At 49.2% G+C, this 20,763-nt stretch carries 17 protein-coding genes and 1 tRNA gene; 3 read left to right on the top strand and 15 right to left on the bottom strand.

Features of this window, described 5'->3' with window-relative positions; all coding sequences use genetic code 11:
* Positions 1 to 6: 6 nt before the first annotated feature.
* Both H144_RS0117975 and H144_RS0117970 read right to left on the bottom strand, forming a co-directional pair.
* Positions 7 to 393: a helix-turn-helix transcriptional regulator gene (locus H144_RS0117975; RefSeq protein WP_019943486.1), complete on the bottom strand. Its 387-nt coding sequence runs from the start codon at positions 391 to 393 to the stop codon at positions 7 to 9.
* Positions 394 to 620: 227 nt separating this feature from the next.
* A complete protein-coding gene (locus H144_RS0117970) occupies positions 621 to 1,436 on the bottom strand; it encodes a 2,3,4,5-tetrahydropyridine-2,6-dicarboxylate N-succinyltransferase (protein ID WP_019943485.1) in 816 nt (271 codons plus the stop codon).
* Between the two features lie 388 nt (positions 1,437 to 1,824).
* Here H144_RS0117970 and gap point away from each other — a divergent pair, with 388 nt between their 5' ends.
* Positions 1,825 to 2,838: a type I glyceraldehyde-3-phosphate dehydrogenase gene (gap, locus tag H144_RS0117965; protein WP_019943484.1), complete on the top strand. Its 1,014-nt coding sequence runs from the start codon at positions 1,825 to 1,827 to the stop codon at positions 2,836 to 2,838.
* A gap of 61 nt (positions 2,839 to 2,899) precedes the next feature.
* On the opposite strand, the gene trmB is transcribed toward gap, so the two are convergent.
* The 7 genes from trmB to H144_RS0117930 all read right to left on the bottom strand — a co-directional run bounded on the left by trmB (position 2,900) and on the right by H144_RS0117930 (position 12,116).
* A complete protein-coding gene (gene trmB, locus H144_RS0117960) occupies positions 2,900 to 3,559 on the bottom strand; it encodes a tRNA (guanosine(46)-N7)-methyltransferase TrmB (protein WP_019943483.1) in 660 nt (219 codons plus the stop codon).
* A 15-nt stretch (positions 3,560 to 3,574) separates the two neighbouring features.
* Entirely contained in the window at positions 3,575 to 4,876 is a 1,302-nt protein-coding gene (locus H144_RS0117955) for a bifunctional folylpolyglutamate synthase/dihydrofolate synthase (protein ID WP_019943482.1), read from the bottom strand.
* Positions 4,877 to 4,883: 7 nt separating this feature from the next.
* On the bottom strand, positions 4,884 to 5,810 hold the full coding sequence (locus H144_RS0117950; protein ID WP_019943481.1) for a hypothetical protein: 927 nt from the start codon (positions 5,808 to 5,810) through the stop codon (positions 4,884 to 4,886).
* Positions 5,811 to 5,919: 109 nt separating this feature from the next.
* On the bottom strand, positions 5,920 to 6,987 hold the full coding sequence (locus tag H144_RS0117945; RefSeq protein ID WP_019943480.1) for an HU domain-containing protein: 1,068 nt from the start codon (positions 6,985 to 6,987) through the stop codon (positions 5,920 to 5,922).
* Between the two features lie 30 nt (positions 6,988 to 7,017).
* Positions 7,018 to 8,688, bottom strand: a complete 1,671-nt coding sequence (locus H144_RS0117940; RefSeq protein ID WP_019943479.1) for a TonB-dependent receptor — start codon at positions 8,686 to 8,688, stop codon at positions 7,018 to 7,020.
* A 43-nt stretch (positions 8,689 to 8,731) separates the two neighbouring features.
* Positions 8,732 to 11,737, bottom strand: coding sequence for a tetratricopeptide repeat protein (locus tag H144_RS0117935; protein WP_019943478.1), 3,006 nt, complete (start codon positions 11,735 to 11,737; stop codon positions 8,732 to 8,734).
* A 127-nt stretch (positions 11,738 to 11,864) separates the two neighbouring features.
* Positions 11,865 to 12,116, bottom strand: a complete 252-nt coding sequence (locus H144_RS0117930; protein WP_019943477.1) for a hypothetical protein — start codon at positions 12,114 to 12,116, stop codon at positions 11,865 to 11,867.
* Between the two features lie 29 nt (positions 12,117 to 12,145).
* On the opposite strand from H144_RS0117930, the gene H144_RS0117925 reads away from it, so the two are divergent.
* Positions 12,146 to 13,180: a tetratricopeptide repeat protein gene (locus H144_RS0117925; protein ID WP_019943476.1), complete on the top strand. Its 1,035-nt coding sequence runs from the start codon at positions 12,146 to 12,148 to the stop codon at positions 13,178 to 13,180.
* On the opposite strand, the gene menD is transcribed toward H144_RS0117925, so the two are convergent.
* From menD to H144_RS0117895, 6 genes are all read right to left on the bottom strand, one after another.
* Complete coding sequence (gene menD / locus H144_RS0117920; protein ID WP_026350787.1) at positions 13,177 to 14,889, bottom strand: 2-succinyl-5-enolpyruvyl-6-hydroxy-3-cyclohexene-1-carboxylic-acid synthase; 1,713 nt, start codon at positions 14,887 to 14,889, stop codon at positions 13,177 to 13,179. The genes H144_RS0117925 and menD overlap by 4 nt on opposite strands.
* A gap of 84 nt (positions 14,890 to 14,973) precedes the next feature.
* Positions 14,974 to 15,837, bottom strand: coding sequence for a sigma-70 family RNA polymerase sigma factor (locus H144_RS0117915; protein WP_015810559.1), 864 nt, complete (start codon positions 15,835 to 15,837; stop codon positions 14,974 to 14,976).
* A 65-nt stretch (positions 15,838 to 15,902) separates the two neighbouring features.
* Positions 15,903 to 18,044 carry a polyribonucleotide nucleotidyltransferase gene (gene pnp, locus H144_RS0117910; RefSeq protein ID WP_019943474.1) on the bottom strand — a complete coding sequence of 714 codons (2,142 nt, stop codon included), beginning with the start codon at positions 18,042 to 18,044 and terminating at the stop codon, positions 15,903 to 15,905.
* A 112-nt stretch (positions 18,045 to 18,156) separates the two neighbouring features.
* Positions 18,157 to 18,432, bottom strand: coding sequence for a 30S ribosomal protein S15 (rpsO, locus tag H144_RS0117905; protein WP_019943473.1), 276 nt, complete (start codon positions 18,430 to 18,432; stop codon positions 18,157 to 18,159).
* A 103-nt stretch (positions 18,433 to 18,535) separates the two neighbouring features.
* The gene (locus H144_RS0117900) at positions 18,536 to 20,032 is read right to left on the bottom strand and encodes an LptF/LptG family permease (RefSeq protein WP_019943472.1); all 1,497 of its coding nucleotides are present in this window, start codon (positions 20,030 to 20,032) and stop codon (positions 18,536 to 18,538) included.
* Positions 20,032 to 20,424, bottom strand: a complete 393-nt coding sequence (locus tag H144_RS0117895; RefSeq protein WP_019943471.1) for an START-like domain-containing protein — start codon at positions 20,422 to 20,424, stop codon at positions 20,032 to 20,034. Before H144_RS0117895 ends, H144_RS0117900 begins: the two co-directional genes overlap by 1 nt.
* 198 nt (positions 20,425 to 20,622) lie before the next feature.
* Between H144_RS0117895 and H144_RS0117890 the strand changes: the two genes are divergently transcribed.
* Positions 20,623 to 20,696 (top strand) — tRNA-Met (locus H144_RS0117890).
* Positions 20,697 to 20,763: the final 67 nt, after the last annotated feature.

Below are 20,763 nucleotides of genomic sequence, written 5' to 3'. Positions count from 1 at the left end.
GGTTTGTCACCCTTGTTTATATTCCTGAAAAGTGCCGTCAGAGTAGAAAATAAGCACTTTTTCAATCTTTTTCTCCGGTAAAACAGGCCGCTTTTCTTTGACGACATCTGCTTGTACGGGCTGTGGCGCAGCGATCGACTTTTTACGCGATTCTAAGGCGGGTTGCGAAGCGGTTTGCGTGGCCGCGGGAAGCGGTTCGTCGTCCAGAATCCAGTTGATCCCGAGCTCCGGGTAACGCTTTACAATTTTCTGCACCATATCCAGGCTTGGTTTATTTCTGCCTGCAAGTATATGCGACATACTCGATCGTTGAATACCGATCTCATCTGCAAACAGTGAGGGCGTTGTATTTTTGTCAATCAGTATCTGTTTAATCTTCTCCGTCAGGTCCATTGGGTAGTTTATATTTATATATACAAATGTAAACCGCATTTACCACATCAACAATTTAAATATATAAATTTTATCGGATGCTATAATTTACAATTGTATTATGTGAATTGGCTTGGCTGTATTGTTTATATTTCTATATGTGTTAGAATTGTAAACAAAAAGAGTGCGGCATGAAGACTCGTTCATGCCGCACTCAGAATGCGTTATTCGGAAGAATATCCGGACGACTACACCGCTACGCTATTGTCGCGCAGGGCATCGTTGAGGGAAGTTTTGAGATCTGTGCTAGCCTTGCGCTTGCCGATAATCAATGCGCACGGAACGTGGTAAGTTCCAGCGGCGAATTCTTTGGGTAACGTACCAGGAATCACTACCGAGTCCTCAGGCACATATCCTTTGTACTCAACAGGTTCGCTGCCGGTCACGTCGATGATTTTCGAGCTGCCTGTAATGGTCACGCCTGCGCCTAAAACGGCTCTTTTACCTACGCGTGCCCCTTCCACAACGATACAACGTGAACCGATAAATGCGCCATCTTCGATGATAACCGGTGCTGCCTGAACAGGTTCGAGCACCCCTCCTATTCCTACGCCGCCGCTGAGGTGAACGTTCTTGCCAATCTGCGCGCAGCTGCCTACGGTTGCCCAGGTATCCACCATCGTTCCTTCGTCAATATAGGCACCGATGTTGACATAGGAAGGCATGAGCACAACTCCCTTCGAAATGTAGGCACCATATCTGGCCACGGCTGGCGGCACCACGCGTACGCCCAATTGCTCGTAACCTGTTTTTAGTTTCATCTTATCGTGGTATTCGAAAATACCCACTTCGCTAACCTGCATTTGCTGGATGGGGAAGTAAAGGATGATCGCTTTTTTTAGCGCTTCGTTTACGATCCATCCGCCATTAGCATCAGGTTCTGCTACACGAAGCCTCCCCTTGTCTACTTCTTCGATAATGTCCCGAATGAAATTCTTTGCGGACTCTTCTTTTAATAATTCCCGGTTCGTCCAGTAATTCTCAATTTGTTCAGTAAAATTCATGTTAAAGCATTGAATTAATTAAGACTATCTAACTCGTTGTTTTGCAGAGAGTTACGCTAATTTGTAAAACAGTATTCTGAGTACCAAAAAACTGAATAACACAAATAAACGCCAGCGCAATTATACGGGATAAATACGTCTAATCAAAGCAAAGTACGTTCATATAGAATCACGCAAAAAGCGAACCTACGCATAAGCCAGTCTAATTAGCAAACACAAAGTGAAGAATACTAAATAAGATAGTAAATTGAATAGTAATTTGTTTGCTATTTGCTAACTGTACTAGCTTAAACTATTTTTATGCCTATGCGGTTATATTTCTGTCAACACTTTTCATCCGCGGACATTTTTATTAATATTGCGGCTGAAATAACCAATCTACCTCGATATGTCAAAAGTAAAAGTCGCAATCAACGGATTTGGCCGCATCGGCCGCCTTGTTTACCGTCAAATCTATAACATGGAAGGCATCGACATCGTAGCCATCAATGATTTGACCAGTCCAAAAGTATTAGCACATCTCCTTAAATACGATACTGCACAGGGACGTTTCGATGCAGATGTTAAGCCGACCGACAACTCTATCGTTGTAAACGGCGAAAATATCGTGATTTACGCACAACGTGACCCATCACAAATTCCCTGGGCGCAACACGATGTAGACGTAGTGCTGGAGTGTACAGGATTTTTCACCAGCGCTGAGTCGGCAAGTGCCCACATCAAAGCAGGTGCTAAAAAAGTAGTGATCTCCGCTCCTGCTACCGGCGACCTGAAAACCATCGTTTTCAATGTAAACCACAACATCCTGGACGGTTCTGAAACGATCATCAGCGGTGCATCTTGTACAACCAACTGTCTTGCCCCGATGGCACAGGTATTGGAAGAGCAATTCGGCATCGTAAACGGTCTGATGACTACCATCCACGCTTACACCAACGACCAGAATACACAGGATGCACCGCACCCGAAAGGTGATTTGAGAAGAGCGAGAGCTGCTGCTCAGAACATCGTTCCTAACAGCACCGGTGCTGCAAAAGCGATCGGTCTCGTACTGCCTTCATTGAAAGGTAAATTGGACGGTTCTGCACAACGCGTTCCTACATTGACAGGTTCATTGACAGAGTTGACCGCCGTTCTCGGCCGCGAAACTACCGTTGAAGAGATCAATGCAGCGATGAAGGCCGCATCGAACGAAAGCTATGGCTACACCGAAGACGAAATCGTGAGCAGCGATATCATCGGTATCAGCTACGGTTCATTGTTCGACGCTACGCAGACCCGCGTTCAGAAAGTAGGTGACGTTCAGCTTGTTAGAACTGTTTCATGGTACGACAACGAAATGTCATACGTGTCACAGCTCGTAAGAACTGTTTACTACTTCGCAAGCCTGATCAAGAAGTAATCGGATATTTCAATCATCAAAAAGCCCGTTTCAGCATTTGCCGGAACGGGCTTTTTCTTTGTCAGACCAGCTGGGCCTTGATGTATTTGATTGTGTAGCCTTTGGCCGTGAAGATGCCCTCGTAATGCGTACGCACGCCATGGTGCTCGTCTAGCAGGTGCGACTCGTAGAGGTCGTCGGTATGCTCCAGAATGCGGAAATCCGGCGAGTCGGCGATGGTCTGCAAAGTGTAGTCGTAGAGGAAAGTGCTGTCGGTTTTCAGGAAAAACATGCCTCCCTCCTTCAAAAAAGCCGCATATTTGGCTAAAAAAGTTGGATTTGTAAGCCGGTACTTCTCGTTACGATCCCGTACTTGCGGGTCCGGATGAATGAGCCAGATCTCGCTTAGCTCGCCTTCGCCGAAAAATTCCTCCGAATATTGAATGCCTGCCCGCAGGAAGGCGACGTTCGACAAACTGAACTCCGTCGCGAGCGCGCTCCCGCGTGCGATGCGGTCTCCTTTAATGTCGACACCGATAAAATTCTTCTCCGGAAACTTCTGGCCGAGGCCTACCGTGTATTCGCCTTTTCCGCACGCCAGCTCGGCTACGATCGGGCCGTCGTTGTTAAAGTAAAGTTTGTTCCAATTGCCTTTGATCTCGGAATAAAGCGGTTTTCCACGTTGAACTACATTATTTGCCTGCTCACTAAACCGGTAATGTTCTAACTTTCTTCTTGCCATTATACTTGATTCACGCTATAAACTTTCAATATCTGCCACCACAAAAGTACTGCCGCCGACGTAGATGGCATCCGTCGGTCGGGATTCATTTATCGCCGCTGTGAGCGCTTCGTTCACGTTATCGAACACATGACCTGCCAAGCCATATTCGAGGGCCCTGGACTGCAATTCCGGCGCCTTCAGCGCACGCATATTCGACGGTTCGCAAAAGTAATATGCTGCATCTGCCGGAAATAGCGACAGCATGGTTGAAATATCCTTATCCGCCACAAATCCGATCACGAACCGCTTGGTGCCTTTGCAAACGCTGTCGAACTGAGCCAGTGTGAGGGTTAATCCGGCAGTATTGTGTGCCGTATCACAGTAAACGTCCGGGTTTTGACGCAGCTGCTGCCAGCGGCCTTTGAGACCGGTAATGGCGCTGGCCGCCTTCAATGCATTGGCCAGGGCGACGTCGGTAATTTTCCAGCCTTTCGAGATAAGAACCTCTTTCGCTGCCCACACGCCGGCGATGTTTTTTAATTGGTAGGAACCGCTTAGGTCCGAAAGCAGATCCCCTGCTACCAGTTCACCGGAAATTCTGTTTTTAATGCTGATTTGCATTTTCCCTTCCACCATTCCATTGTAACCGACCTCGTATGCGCGTGAGGCGAAGGTTAATGGCGCATTGGCAGCCTTAGCGGCAGCCGTCATCACATCGGTAATTTCAGCATTCTGTTCTTCGCTGACAACGACCGGAATGCCATTTTTGATAATCCCGGCTTTCTCCGACGCGATTTTTCCCAGCGTATCGCCCAGAAACTGCATATGATCGAAACTGATATTGGTAATCACGGAAAGTTCCGGCGTGATCACGTTCGTCGAGTCCAGGCGGCCACCCATACCCACTTCGATAACGGCCACATCCACATTTGCCTTTTCAAAATAGGAAAATGCCATCGCCACAGTCACTTCAAAGAATGAAGGAAATAATCTATCGATGTTAGATTTTTGATCATCGACAAATTCTACGATGAAATTTTCGGGTACAGGCTGGCCATTGACGCGGATTCTTTCCCTGAAATCCTTTAAATGAGGCGATGTGTAGAGCCCGACATTGTATCCGGATTCCTGGAGAATGGCAGCAAGCAGGTGCGAAGTGCTTCCCTTACCGTTGGTACCCGCTATATGGATGGTGGGATATTTGTCCTGCGGGTCGCCCAGCGCCTTGCACAATTCCCTGGTAGTATGAAGGCCCGGCTTGAAAGCACGGGCCCCGATATGCTGAAAAACCGGCAACCTGTCATACAGATATCCGATCGTTTCCTGGTAAGTCATTTAAATATTATCGTGAACGTATTTTAAAGGTAATTGTACCGATCGATTCGTCGGGTACATTGGCTGATTTCGGCACGAATGTAAGGTCCCGCACGGCGCTTTTGTACTTGTTGACGACTGCGTAATCGGTCACCGTGGTGCTTTGGGTGATGATGCTTTTAACACGACCATTCTTATCTACCGTAATTTTAAAGGTAATATCGCCGGTAGCATCGGAATTATCGTCCACAACAGGCCTTCTCGACCAGCTCCAACCCGAGAGGTTCAGGCCGACATTGGTACCGCCGCCTCCGCCTTCTCCCTTGTATGTTTTGGCAAAAAGGCTACCGGTTTTCGATCCCTTGTCGCCCACGCCTTCCGCATCGTCGCCGTTGTTATTGCCGCCAACGCCGGTTTTCGTCCCATTTGTGCCGTTGCTGCCCGATTTCGCACCGGACGATTTCGAGAACAATGCATCCTTGTTAACGGCCTTTTCGGGCGCTGGCTTGGCCACCGGTGCCGAAGCATTCTCGCTGCCCGTCGATTTTTTAACGTCCGTCTTCTCCGGCGCTTCTACCGGGCTCTCTACCTTCGACGTGATCGCAGGCTTCTCAGCGACCGTTTTTGTGGGCTTAGGAGACTCTATTTTAGGAGGTGTAGGCGGAGTCGGTTTGGGCGTGGCCACCGATTTCACCTTTTTAACCTCTTCGGCATCCGCTTTCATGTTTTCGGCCACCTTGCTGTCGTTTGGCTTGTTGAATGTCTGCACGTCGCCTTTACCTACTTTGCTGGTTCCGTAGTTCACTTCCACGAACAGCTCCATCGGTTCCACTCTGGGGAGGGACGAGCTGAGACGGATGAAAAAGAATAAGCCCAACATGGCAATGGTAATCCCAAAGGACCACGCCCATGAAATTGCGATTCGCTGCCGGTCTTCTGCCTGTAATGTGATCATTTATTCGAAATCTGGGTTTTCTTTCGGAAAACGTAAAAGTAGTAAAAAACGTATGCAACAAAAAAAGGAGGCCATCCGACCTCCTTTCTGCTTATCTGATCTAAAATCTTTATTTCTTCTTAAAAACCCATCCCGCTTCACCAATCACTGTTTTGAGCTGGGCCGAGGCACGGTATGCATCCGTTTCATTGTCAAAGCCATCCACGGCTACCTTCACTTTTTTGCTCCTCTCATCGCCGGGAATGATCAACGCTTTGGTGAAACCCTTTTTGTTCAGCTCGGCGAGCAAAACATTTGCCTGTTTTGTGCCTTTGAATGCACCTGCGATCACATAAAACTTTGCAGAGGCCACATCGGCAGGCTTCGCTGCTGGTGCCACGGGTGTGGGCACGGGAGCCGGCGCCGTTTCAACCACTGCAGCCGTACTTACCGAAGAATTGGCCGGTGTAGAATCAGGCGCAACTACAACCGTTTCGGCCATCGGGGCCGGTTCCGGTGTGGTAGTCTTTGGTTCAACAGTTGCTTCCGTAGCAGGCTTGCGGCTGAACATTTCTGCAAACGGGTTCAGCGTGCTTTTGATGTATTCGTTTTCGGTATTCACCAGGAAAAAGCTCAATCCACACAGCAACCCGGCAATCATCGCGGCAGCTGCCCAACCTGTCCACCGGAAACGTGGTTTCGCTTCGGTTTCCAGTTCAAGCACCTCCACCTCGTCGTTCACATATTGCGTGGAGTTTAATGCGGCCGCCGGACGTGCCTGCTGCACCACGGCTTTGATTTTTTCGAAGCCATACCACTCGTCTTTGAAGTATTTACCGGTGTTAGGCTCGAAAACAAGCTTTCCTTCAACATTCTGCTTGAACTCCCCAATGCCCGCAATGCTCACTTCACCATTCAGGTCCAGACCCGAACGGAGGCGATCGGTGTAGCCTTTGATATAATCCAAAGCATCGGTGTGTGTCACTTTTTCATGGCGCGAAATGTAGTTCGCCAGCAGCCCGTCGTCCAGTTTGAGATACTCATTGAATGCCAATCTCTTCACAGGCGGCGCAAAAATGCCCGAATTCCCGTCATATACCGCAGGAACCTGGTGCGAAAGCAAGGCTCCGAATCCGGGAATGATCACGAATTCGTATTCTCCAATGAGTTTCCGGATGACTGTTTCGACTGCTATCATGAAGCGATGTTTGGTGTTAACTCAGCGAAGTTAAAAAGAAAAAGACAATCCGGCAATAAAGTTCAGGCCCTGCTGCGGGTAATACTGGTAACGCTGGTACTGCTTGCCCAGCACGTTGTTCAGGTTGACAAATGCAGAGAAGTTCCTGGTTAACAGGTAGTCGATTTTAAGATTGAGGTCTGCGATCACCGGCAATTTGGTCACCTCCCCGGTTTGAAAATTTTTCGCTTTCAACCCTCTCAACATATAAAAGTCAGCCGTTACAAACAGCTTTTTGCTGATCGTAAGGGCATTGAACCAGTTCAAAGTCAAATCCGGGCGGTGCCAGGGTTCTTCTACCATTTCGACGGCGTAATCGAAAAAATTGGCTTTTAACGATGTTTTAAATAAATCATTGAAATTGTAACCCGCCTGCGCCGAGATCGTCAGCACTTTCGTTTTACCCGGATCGAAAATGGCCGAGAACCGCGAGGTATCGCTCAGGGAATTGTTGTACGAATAAAAGTTGCGATAAGAAGTGTAAGCGACTTTCCCCTCGTAATTCAAACCGGTTCCCGTCTCACCTTTCACGCCTGCGCTGATGTCGGAAGTCTTTTCCGTGTTCATAACCAACACGTTAGGGCCTAGCCATTGATTTTCGCTCAACATGCTCTTTAATGTATTCCGGACAATGTCGCCATTCCAGCCGGCAAAGATATGCAGGCCGGAGAACGGTGTAACGTCCAGGTTTACCGCCGGGAATGCTTTGGTGCGGTTAATGTCAAGCTGGCTGTCCGTCTCATTCACCGCATTAATACCCGCCGAAACCGAGAACAGGTCGTTCACGTACTTGAACGTCGGTTTAACGCGGAACAGGTTGCGGTTGTAGGTAAAGTAATCCACGCGCTGCGACACGAACGCATCCGCTTCCAGCATCGCAAAGAACGTTTCCGAAATAGGAACGGAAGCCGTCAGGTTTGTTCCCCAATCGATTTCCGAGGCATTATAGCGGTCTTTCAGCGTGTTCAGGCTCGTCTTAACCGAATAATCGACCAGTACCGACGCGTCGGTATTCTCGAAGCCCAGGTTAAAGCCGAACTGGTTGATCGTCTGCCGGATCGTGTCGCGGTCCACCACCACGCCTTCGGGCTGCGGTTTGTAGCCGTAGAAATAGTAGTTTTTACGGTCAAAATTAAACCCGGCATCCACTTTGTACTTCGAGCGGATGTACTTGCCGCCGATCTTGAAGCTCGTGGCCGCATTGGCGGAATTCTTGCCGTCTACCGGCCCGTTCGCTGCGGAGAGGTGTTTGAGCTGCGTCGTGAATGCGAGGTCTTCCTTCGGCCTGCCGCCAACGAATATTTCCCCCAGAAAACGGCCGTAGTTGCCGCCGCCCGCCTTCACGTAATTGTTGAGCACGTCGGGCTCGTCCTTCCGGCCTTGCTCGTCGGACGACACGCCCACCGCCGGCGTCAGTTTCGGCGAGGCGATGTCGAGCTCCGGGTCCACGATCTGGTACGACACTTTTTTCTTCGAATCGTCGCCTTTAACAGGCTGTACTTTATCGAAAACCCGGTTGGCCGGGGCAAATTCTATACTCTTGTCTTTAATGATTTCGTAAGTCTGGCTTTCGATCTCCCCGCGCTGGGCCATCGCAAACTGGGATGAGAAGCCCAGGGTGAGCAAAAACAGCGAAGAACGTAATAGCTTGGAATGCGTCATGATAATGAGTTTTTCTGTTTAATGAAACAGCCGTTTTGCACGGTTATTTTTCGATTTTGTTCAACTTCTCCTTGGCCAGTTCCACTGCCTCCTTGTCATCCGAATTCTCGATGATCGAGTTGAGCGTCGCCTTGGCCTGCACTTTTTCGTTCATGCCGACATACACGTCCGCCAGCAGGATGAACGATCGAGCGCGCCAGTAGTCGTAGCCCTCGAAGTTCTTGCCCATATCGATAATGGCCGTTTCCGCCTCCTTGTATTTCTTCTCTTTATAAAGCACCATCGCCGACCAGTAAGCCGCTTCCGCCCCGTATTCGTCCTTGGAAGAGGTCGAGATCCGCTTAAACTCCTCGCCGGCTTTCTTCAAATCTCCCTTCTCGTAAGGAACCTTACCCTGGTAAAGCTGGGCCTTGCCAATCGCGCCGGGCAGTACATTGCCCATATTAATGATCTCTTTCGCGTAATACAGGGTCGAGTCGTAGCTTTTCAGGGTGAAATAGGTGTCCATCAAACCCTGCCATGCTGCCGCCTGGTCTTTTTTATTCTCCGCATTGCGCGAAAGCACCCGGAAGTTGGTCACCGCGTTGTTAAAGTTACCGCGGCCTATTTCCAGCTCCGCCGAGCGCTGCGCCGCAGCACCCACAAATTGCGAACGGTTTTGCTGCACCACTTTACTGTAATATTGAAGCGCTTCATTCACGCGGTTGGTTTTATCATACGACGACGCGATGAAGTAGGTAGCGTCATACTGATGCTTGCTCGCCGGGTAGCTTTGGAGGAAGCCCTGCAATGCGGAAATCGCATTATCGTATTTCTCCGCATAATACAGGTTACGCACATTGTCGAATTCGACACCTTCCAGCTTTTCGTTACCTGGATTGCTTTTCCGGACCACGCCCAGCACCTGGTTGAACTCTTCCGGACGGCCCACCGCCGAGTAGCTTTCCTGGATACCTTCCAATGCACTTTCGGCAGACGGAGAATCCGGGTATTCGGTGAGGATCTTGCGGAAATCGACGATCGCCTGTTCGTATACCTGCAAGTTATAGTACGACTGCGCGCGACGAAGCAATGCGGCCGGGATCATCGGGCTCTTCGGCTTCTCGTTGATCATCCGTGTAAAGCCCTTCACAGCGGCAGAATAGCTCTGGTTCTGGAAATCGATATCGGCCAGCTGGAAATAGGCATTATCCAAGTGCTTGGACTGCGGGTACTGGCTGATCAACAGTTCAAATTGCCGCTTCGCTTCCGCCTCGCGGTTCATGTACACGTATGCGCGGGCTTTCTGGAACAATGCGTAATCCTTATCCACCTTCCCTTTCGCGGCTACCTGCTCATACGTGCGGATCGCCTCGTTGTAGTTTTTGGCAGCCAGGTAGCAATCCGCCAGCCTCGCATGCGCGTCCTCGATCATATCCGCGTCCATTCCCTCGATGTTATTGGTGAAATCGCGGAAGTAGGGCAGCGCCTGGCTGTATTTCTTCTGGTTGTAATAAATGTATCCCAAAGCGTAGAGGCTCTTTTTGGCGTAAATGCCCGCTTTGGAATTCTTGGTGATCTGGTTATACAATGCAGCGGCTTCGTCCACACGCTTCAACCCATACACCGACTCGGCTTTATAAAACGTCGCTCCATTGTACAGCTCCACATCGATCGGGTATTTCACCGACTTATCGAACATGACGATCGCCTGTTCGTAACGTCCCGCATTGAAATCGACGACACCCTGGTTGTAAGTCAGGCGCTGATAGGTACTATTGATTTTAGTATTGCGCGTTTTGAGCTCCTCAATGTACTTAATGGCTTGCGTGCTGTTGCTTGCGCTGGCGTATCCTTCGGCTATCAATTCGGTCGCTTCTTCGGTATGCTTGCTATCGGGATACTTGCTCATATAATTGTTGAGCTCTTTCACGGCATCCTGGTTGTTACCAAGCTCCAACTGCACTTTTGCATGGTTATAAGCCGCTTCTTCCTTGACGACCTTATTGAAGTCTAATGCCGCTGCATTACCGAATGACGTTAAAGCATTACTTAAATTACTTGTCTTTAAGTTGCTGATTCCCAGTATATATGAAGCGTATTGCGAAACAGAATCTTTGCCGTTTCCAATCGGCTTCAAGGAGGTAATTGCACCCTCGAAATTGTTATTGCGAAACTGCGCATGCCCGTAATGCAATGCTACGGTCGGAGGTACCGCGCCAGGCTTCATACGCTTGTAACGCTCGTAAGCTTTTACGGCATTAGCATAATCTCCCTTCTCATAATAAACTTCCGCCACATACAATGCCACATCGTCAAGCTTGGTATTCCCGCGTTGTGCGCCCAAGATGCGTTCCCCGTACGCGAGCAGTTCATCAAACTTTTTAAGCTGGTAAAGTGAAGAAATGATCCAGTTAGGGGCCTCGTTCTTATAATAAGGGTGGTCCTCGATCCGCTTGAAGTCCTGGTAGGCCTCCTCGAAGTTATTTTTCTGGTAATTAATAACCCCCGCATAAAACGAAGCATCGGCTGCATTCTCAAATCCGGCCTCGTTTTTCACCTGGTTGAACAATGGCAGCGCCAGGTCGGGCTGTTTGGTATTGTAGTAAGACATCCCGAGACGGTAAGCACTTTCCAGCTTCCCCCCTCCTGTCCCATTCACGGCCTTTTCCAGGTATACAATGGCCTTTTCGTAGTTACCGCTTTCATAGTAATACTTACCCAGATCGCTGTAAATGAGCTGAGCCTTAGGATGTTCCGCGTGGTTTTTTACAAAGCGGTCGACCTGCACTTCCGCTTCGGGGTAATTGAGGTACAATCCGGTCACAGCCACATAATACTCGGCCGTTACCTTATTATAGTCGCTCGTGCTGAGCAACTTGTCCTGCGAATTGAGAAACTCGCCGAATTCCTGCCTGGCGGCCACGTAGTTAGACTTTTCGTAATATTCGAGGCCGTTGCGAAAGTGTGCTTCCGGCTCCGTGATACTGAGCGTATTCTGGGCCACTACGGAAGACGCGCCTACACATACAAGCATTCCGACAGTGGAGGCGCTGCGTTTAAAAACCATAGATACTGAGTTGGTGGAGTTTTAGATAAATATTTTGGTCCGCACTTACCGCTTAAAATAGTTTGCTATCTAACGAAATGTGCATCAAAACCGTATACGTACAATGTTCAGAAATAGGCTGTCAGGCCTAAAAAAGCACATTATGCCGTATCAGCGTACCATTGAAATCGGCATGCATCGCATCGAAACGGTCTGCTATCGCCTTCGTGAAATCCTCGTCCATACAAGCTTCCAGCTCTTCGGGGGAGGCTACTTCGTAATCGTCGATTTTGTAAGTTTGCTCATACATACCCGACTCGATTTTAATGATGTACTTGCTGTTCCATTGGTAAAGGCCGATTTTGTACCGAGGGTTAGGGATGTCCTTGATGTACCTCATAACTGGTGTTTCTTACTATTACTAATTATATGTTATTCAAATTCAATATCTTAATTCAGCTACTTTTTTTAGTATTCATTTTACTAAACTGTACGAGTCAAAGTAAGAAGGACGCTGCCGACTTTTTCCTGAAAGGGAATCAGGCGCTCAGTCAAAAGAACTATGCCGAGGCGCTCAGGCTATACGACGAAGCAATTGCCAAAAATGCAGATTTTTCAGACGCCTATCTCAACAAGGGGATAACTTTGTTGAAATTGGGGCGCATGAAAGATGCTTACGAGATTTTGACAGAAGCGATCGCGATTGACCCAACCCTGGTACAGGCAAATCTCGTCCGGTCGGAAGCGGCACTCGATCTGGGCCGGCTGAACGACGCAAAGCAGGACCTGGCACAAATCGAAAAGCAATACAAAGACTCTACCCGCTTCCACCTCGTCAAGGGTAACCTGCTCGACGCCCAGGGCAACTCCGCACTCGCCGTTCCGGAATATGACCTTGCGATACAGCTCAGCAAAACAAATGTAGAAGCATACGTAAACCGCGGTGCAGTCTACTACCGTATGGGCTCGTACGCGCCCGCCAAGCTGGATTTCGAGACGGCCGCAGCACTGGACCCTGCGCAGCCGCAGGCATTGAACAATCTGGGCCTGATCGCGACGAAGCAGAAAGATTGGCCCAAAGCCATCGCCTATTTCGACCAGGTACTTAGCCTGAACCCCGCCGAGCCGTATTCGCTCAACAACAAAGGATATGCATTATTGGAAACAGGTAAGGCGGAAGAAGCCCGCGCGCTCATTGAAAAGTCGCTCGAAAAGCTGCCTGAGAACGGGTATGCCCTGCGTAACCTGGGCATTTACTACCAGCAGAAAGGCGATCCCGCGGAAGCGCTGAATGCATTCAATAAGGCGATCGAAATAGCGGAACCTGTGGAATTGCTCTACGGACTGGCCGGGCAGGCATACTGGGCACAAAAAAAAGCCGCAGAGGCGTGCAGAATATGGAGGCAGGGAGTCGTACTGAAAGACTCCCTGGCGACGGTGGAAGCGGCGCGAAACTGCCGCTAATGCGCCGCGCGTTTGAGCCCCTTCCACGCGCTCGTATTTTCGGCGGGATCGGTAAACCCTTCCAGTAAGGCGATCCCGTCGAAATCCAAAAATTCCTTCACGGTCGCCTCCGAATCGCCAGTCGACGAAACCCCGAAATATGCAATCCCCGAATCTTCGCAGGTGCGCCGCGCCGAGAAGGCATGCCGTGTTTCGAAATACGTTTCCAGCTCGGGCAAACTTCCCGGCCCGTCGATCATCCGGAAGATATTTCCCCCCGCATTATTCAGCACGACGATTTTCAGGTTCTGCGGCAGGTTATCGACCAACAAACCGTTTCGGTCGTACAGGAATGCCACGTCGCCTACGATAAGCAAGGTCGGCTTTCCATTCACCCGCGCCGCACCGATGGCGGTGCTTACACAGCCGTCGATCCCGCTCGTTCCCCTGTTCGCGTGCACGCCCGACCATTCATTTTCCGTTGCCAGCACATTGGCGTAACGCACCGACATACTATTGGCAATATGTAACTGATATTCATTTTTAATATCCTTAAATATTATATCTAACAAAGTTAAGTCACTGAACGTTGATAGATTTTGCATGTATTCGTGCTTCTTTGTCCGCGCATTTCGTTCGTTTGTTACCCAAAGCGATTGAAACGCAGGATCGTTATCGGGCTCCGAATTTTCAACAAAAGACTGATAATCAATCCTTTCGAACAATTTATCAAAAAAGGCAGCGGGTTTTCCGACAATGTTCCGTGTGACAGACTGAAACGGATCGGCCAGAAATGCATCTTCGCCAATGTGCCAATGATATTTCGGCGGATTTTTGCGGATAAATTGCTTGAAGTCCTTTGAAAGAAATGACATTCCGAAAGTAACCAGCAGGTCGGGCCGGAGATTTTCCGCCTCCTGTCTGCCCAGGAACAGGTCATGGTGCAGGATGAATTCGCCGCTACCCGACAGATTGGCAATACAATCGCCCAGCACCGGCACGTGCCATTCGTCGGCAATGCGGGCCAGCGTCGCATTCAAAGCGGCATCCGGCCTGCCCTGGCCGCCTGCGATGAGAATTTTCGGGGCGCTCTCCCATTCGTCCAGCAGTTCTTCCCAGGTATTTTGCGGCAAAACTGTTTCGGATAACTCCTGCCGGATGATCCTTACCTGCTGCGAAGGCGTAAAATCCTCACCGACAGCCGGATAAAATGGCTCACGGATCGGTACATTGATGTGTACGGGCCCGTTCGGCGCGGTATTCGCGAGGTTAATGGCCTCATTGGTGATCCGGTTGATCGCCCACTGCACGTCCGGGTGCCCGTAATCGGGTGAAACTTCGAAGGAACGCTTCGCATGCGGCCCGAAAATGCCTGTCTGATAAATCGTTTGGCCATCATACTGATGCTGCCATTCCCTGGGCCGGTCGGCCGTGAGCACAAGCAACGGTATTTGCTGGAAAAACGCCTCAGAAACGGCCGGAGCGAAGTTGTAGGCTGCACTGCCCGACGTGCATATCAAAACCACGGGAGAATCGATTTGCTGGGCCATTCCGAGGGCGATAAAGCCCGCCGAGCGCTCGTCTATGCATACGTGCGCCTGGAAGCCCCCGTGACGCACGAATGCGAGCGTCAGCGCCGCGCTGCGCGAGCCTGGTGATATTACGACATGCCGCACGCCCTGCCGGTAGCAGATCTCGGCCATGTCGATTAATGGTTGTAAAATAGCCATGGAAAAAACGCCTGGTCTGAAAATGAAAATAGCCTCCCGAAAGAGGCTATTAAAGTAATTAGAAGGTTTGCATTTGAATATGCATTAACCCAAATAGGTTTTCAAAGCTTTGCTTCTCGAAACGTGGCGCAATCTGCGGATCGCTTTTTCCTTGATCTGGCGCACGCGCTCGCGGGTAAGGTTGAACTTCTCCCCGATCTCTTCCAAAGTCATCGCATGCTCGCCATTCAGGCCGAAATACAGGGCGATCACGTCCGCCTCGCGTTGCGTAAGCGTGCACAACGCGCGCTGTACCTCCTTGCGGAGCGACTCGTTCACCAGACCCGAATCCGGTTTGTCTTCCAGGTCGTTTTCGAGAACATCCAGAAGGCTGTTTTCCTCGCCTTGTACGAATGGAGCATCCATTGAAACGTGGCGACCGGAGATCTTCATCGTATCCACTACTTCGGAAGAAGAGATTTCCAATACTTCCGCCAATTCTTCGGGTGAAGGCTCACGTTCGAAACGCTGTTCGAGCTCAGAGAAAGTTTTGGAAATTTTATTCAAAGAACCTACACGGTTGAGGGGTAAACGCACGATACGTGACTGTTCCGCCAACGCTTGCAGGATAGACTGACGAATCCACCAAACCGCGTAAGAAATGAATTTAAAACCTCTCGTTTCGTCAAAACGCTGTGCTGCCTTGATCAGACCGAGGTTTCCCTCGTTGATCAGGTCACCCAGCGACAAGCCTTGATTCTGATATTGCTTTGCTACGGACACGACGAAACGCAGGTTTGCCTTGGTCAAACGTTCCAAAGCCAGCTGGTCCCCGTCCCTGATTTTCTGAGCTAACGTCACCTCCTCATCCGGCGTTAGCAAATCCACCTTACCGATCTCCTGCAAATATTTATCTAACGACTGACTTTCACGGTTGGTAATTTGCTTACTGATCTTTAGCTGTCTCATCTATGTCTTTATTAAGTATGTTATATAACGACGTTTTTACCGTTCCTGCCTACAAGAACATCAAATTACTCTTTTTTGTTCTCAGGCTTTGGTAACAATACTTTCCGTGAAAGGCGGTATTTTCCAGTTTTCTTATCGATTTCGACCAGCTTCACCTGCACCTCTTCTCCTACTTCCAGAACGCCGTCCATCTTTTCGAGGCGCTCCCACTTGATCTCGGAAATGTGCAACAAACCGTCTTTGCCCGGAAGGAATTCCACAAACGCTCCGAACGGCATGATCGACTTCACCTTACCGGTATAAAGCTCACCGATTTCAGGGACCAGAATGATGCCTTTAACCCGTGCAACTGCTTTATCCATGGAAGACTTGTCGGCAGAGAATATACTTACGAAGCCTGCGCCATCTTTCTCTTCGATAGAGATCGTTGCGCCTGACTCTTTCTGAATATCCTGAACCACTTTTCCGCCCGGTCCGATTACCGCACCGATCATCTCACGATCGATTTTGATCACGATCGCACGCGGCGTGTGTGGTTTCAGGTCAGGACGGCTTTCGGTGATGGTTTTGTTCATTTCACCGAGAATGTGCAAACGGCCCGCTTTGGCTTGCATAAGGGCTTCCGTCAACACTTCGAATGAAAGGCCGTTCACCTTCATATCCATCTGGCAGGCTGTGATACCTTCGGCCGTTCCGGTTACTTTGAAGTCCATGTCGCCCAGGTGATCTTCATCGCCGAGGATGTCCGAAAGTACCGCGTATTTGCCGGTCGCCTCATCAGAAATAAGGCCCATTGCGATACCCGATACCGGTGCTTTGATTTTCAGACCTGAGTCCATCAATGCAAGCGATCCTGCGCAAACCGTCGCCATCGAAGACGAACCGTTTGATTCGAGGATATCGGAAACGATACGGATGGTGTATGGATTATCCTCTACCGGAGGCAATACTTTTTTGAGTGCGCGCAATGCAAGGTTACCGTGACCTACCTCACGACGGCCAGGGCCGCGGTTAGGCTTCACTTCGCCGGTCGAGAAGCCGGGGAAGTTATAGTGCAGCATGAATTTGCTGTAACCATATCTCAATGGCGTGTCAACGATCTGCTCGTCCTGCTTGGTACCCAATGTAACGGTGGTCAGCGATTGCGTCTCACCGCGGGTAAACAATGCTGAACCGTGCGCATTCGGCAGGTAATCCACTTCCGAAGCGATCGGTCTCACCTGGTCGAGCTGGCGGCCGTCGAGGCGGATTCTTTCGTCCAGTACGAGGCGGCGTGAAGCTTCCCAAACGAGGTCGTTGAAATAGCGTTTCGCCAATCCTTCGTTGAATTCAGCTGCTTCTTCTTCGGTGATTGTAGTTTTAAATTCTTCCCAAACAGCTTTGAAACCATCTTTTCTAACTGTTTTATTGGTAGAACCCAATTGCGTAACCGCGTATATTTTGCCATAGGCAAATTCGCGCAGACGTGCTTCAAGCGCCTCGTCCGCAGGATCGCCTACGTATTCTCTTTTTTCAGTTTTGCCAACAGCCGCTTCGAATTCTTTCAAAGCAAGGCATTGGGTTTTAATAACTTCGTGTGCAATTTTCAGCGCCTCGATCACTTCTTCTTCCGAAACCTCGCTCATTTCACCTTCCACCATCGCGATGTCGTTGTAGGTAGCACCTACCATCAGGTCGAGGGTTGCGTTTGCCAATGCCGTCGTTCCGGGGTTGATCACGTACTCTCCGTCGATTTTCGCAACGCGCACTTCGGATACCGGTCCGCCGAAAGGAATGTCCGACGCCGCCAATGCCGCCGATGCCGCCAATGCAGCGAGTGCATCAGGCAATGCTTCCGCATCCGCAGAGATCAGGAGGATATTTACTTGTACTTCCGCATGGTAATCGTCCGGGAACAATGGGCGCAATACGCGGTCAACCAAACGGCTGGTCAAAACTTCATGGTCCGAAAGCTTGCCCTCGCGGCGCTGGAAGCTACCCGGTATACGTCCCGCAGAAGCGAATTTTTCCTGATAGTCAACAGACAATGGAAGGAAGTCCAAACCTTCCTTAATATCCTTGTTAGCAACCACCGTAGCGAGCAACATGGTGTTACCCAGCCTTACTACCACCGATCCGTCGGCCTGTTTCGCTAATTTTCCTGTTTCAATTGTGATTTCCCTGCCGTCCGGTAAGGTTATAGTCTTGGTAACTATATTAAAGAGCATAGATATTTGATTTTTGTAGCTGTGAAACGCCGTCCTGACGTCCCGGTAATTTCCTGTTTTTTCCGCAAAAAATCAGGGAACTTTCACATATGTAAAGTTCCCTGATTTCAAATTACTTACGTATGCCTAATTCGGCGATGATCGCACGGTAGCGATTGATGTCTTTTTTGTAAAGATAATCCAACAATCTTCTGCGCTTTCCTACCATTTTCAGGAGGCCCAGACGTGTATCATTATCTTTTTTGTGCGTTTTGAGGTGCTCGTTCAGATAATTGATACGGTACGTAAATAAAGCAATTTGTGATTCGGCAGAGCCCGTGTCGGTGCCCTCCTTTTTAAAACCTTTCGATTCGAAGATCTCGCTCTTCTTTTCCGCGGTTAAATACATGATTGTAACAACAGATTAAAGTAAATATGTAGTAATTACGGCACCTTGCCGCAAACAAAGTTGCAAAAGTAAGGTTTTTCAACCGATTTTAAAATATTTTAATTTAATTATGAGTGATAAGTTCCGTTTTTCCAAATCTACTTGCCCATTTTGACTTAATTCTCCTGAAAAACATCTGGTAAACATCCTTCTCGAACAACCGCGAATCGCTCCGCGCGCGGTCGATGAAATACATTCCCGTCAAAAAGAGAAGGGTATTGGCCAGCCAAGCGCCCACCGGCACGGCAACGAGGCCTTCTTTCACCCATTTATCGCCCTGGTTAGTGAGTACATATAACAGGATGAAAAACAGGATCGAAACCAGCACCGGCACCCCGAACCCGCCCTTCTTGATAATGGCCCCCAACGGCGCGCCGATCAGGAACATGATGAGGCAGGAAAGCGCCTGGGTGTATTTGTGGTGCTTTTCGAGCTCGTACTTGCTGGCGTCCTTCAATTTCAGCTGCAAATAATCCTGCTGCTGATTAATATAACCCAGCATGCTGTTCGATGCAGATTTCGTGTTCGCGAGTATTTCCTTTTTCAAACTGTCGGAAACCGGTTTCACCAGCAGCGAGTCGATCCACTTGCCCGATTTGATCGTTTTGTCCGTGCCTTCGCGGTAATTGTAGGAATAATACTGCTGGCTGCCGGCAACGAGGTTTTTCTGTGTTTCCTGGTAAGAAGTACGCAGCGAGTCGGCCGTATGGGTCAGGTCGCTGATATTCTTCATGAATTCGTGGTATTTAAACTGCCCCTCGTCCGTCCGCTTCATCCCGAACGACGCCAGGCTTTCGGTAAGGCGGTAATGCCGGAATGACTGACGGTTGAAATTCGAAAAGGGCGTCGGCGTACCGGTGGGCGTCGAGATATAGACCGGCCGCGAGCTACCGGAACCCTGCTCGTCGGTGTAACGCGTACCATTATAGAGCTCGATCACCAGGTAACGGTTCTCATTAATGGAATACATCCGGCCGGAATCGGCGAGGATAATTTCGGTATTGCCCAGCTCATAGGACCGGCTGTTGTGCTTGTAAATCACCATGCCGATCATCTTGCCATTATCCAGCTTCTCGTCGACCTTAATGCTGTATCCGGGCAAATCGTTATAGAAAATCCCTTCCTTGATCTTCAATGTGGCCTTGGTGGTCTTGATATCATAGAGCAGGCTGTACCCTTTCAGGTTCGCCCAAGGAGAGACGCGGTCATTGAAATAAAAAGAAAAAATGCTGATACAGACGGCCACGACGAACATCGGCGCCATTGCCCTTACGACGGAAATACCGGCGCTTTTGATCGCCGTGAGTTCAAAAAACTCTCCGAGGTTACCGAAAGCCATCAGGGAAGAAAGCAGCATTGCCAGCGGCAGCGCCGTGGGCACGGTGATGAGGCTGAAAAAGAAGAATAGCTGTGCATAGTCTATGACGTTCAGGTCCTTGGACACGAAATCGTCGATATAAAAGATCATGATCCGCATCAGGAAGACGAACACCACGACCGACATTGTAATTACAAAAGGTCCCCAAAAGGACGTTAAAATAAGCTTATCCAGCTTTTTCATCAACTACCTACTATTTCTCTTAAATTATCAATAAAACCCTCCCAGAGCGAATGTAGCTCGTCTTTGTCGCGGTTGGACGAATAGTCGATAATGCGCAAAAAGGTTGTCTGGGTTAACTCGCTAACTTCTAATTTTAGTTCCAGATGGTTGTTATCGAGATTATCATCACTGGTATCCTCAAAATCGAAACGCACGGCCTTATTGATCCGAAGGCCTGTCTGGCGGGCAATGTGGCTGTCGCCATCCCATTGGAAATCGAAGCGGTGGTCGGGCAGCACAGTGACCTTCTCGGCAAACCATTGTTCAAGGCCCGAGGGTGTGGAAATATATGGAAATAGAACTTTCGGGGAGGATCTCAATTCAAATTCTTTAACAAATTTATATTTTTCCATATGTGCTGAAATTAAAGGAGCGGCCTCGTTATCGCTCGCCTTATGTGCTGATTTAAAAGTTGTAATATAACATAAATCGAGAATAAAAGCGTGTAAATTTAAATTTGTTGTGTCAAAAATATGCGAAATTTACCGTAAAAACCGGCAAATGGGTTGCATCGTAACATTCTTTAACATACTTTTGCACCACAATACGACGGCGGGGTAGCTCAGATGGTTAGAGCGTAGGATTCATAACCCTAAGGTCGGCAGTTCGATCCTGCTCCCCGCTACAATGTGAAGACATCCCTCCCGGATGTCTTTTTTGTTTCCACCCATTTTTTGCGCGATCTCCGAGAA

Origin of the sequence: Dyadobacter beijingensis DSM 21582 (genome assembly GCF_000382205.1) — a bacterium.
In the GTDB taxonomy this organism is placed as follows: domain Bacteria; phylum Bacteroidota; class Bacteroidia; order Cytophagales; family Spirosomataceae; genus Dyadobacter; species Dyadobacter beijingensis.
The sequence above is the reverse complement of the archived record's forward strand: the minus strand, read 5'-3'. Positions and strand labels throughout refer to the sequence as shown.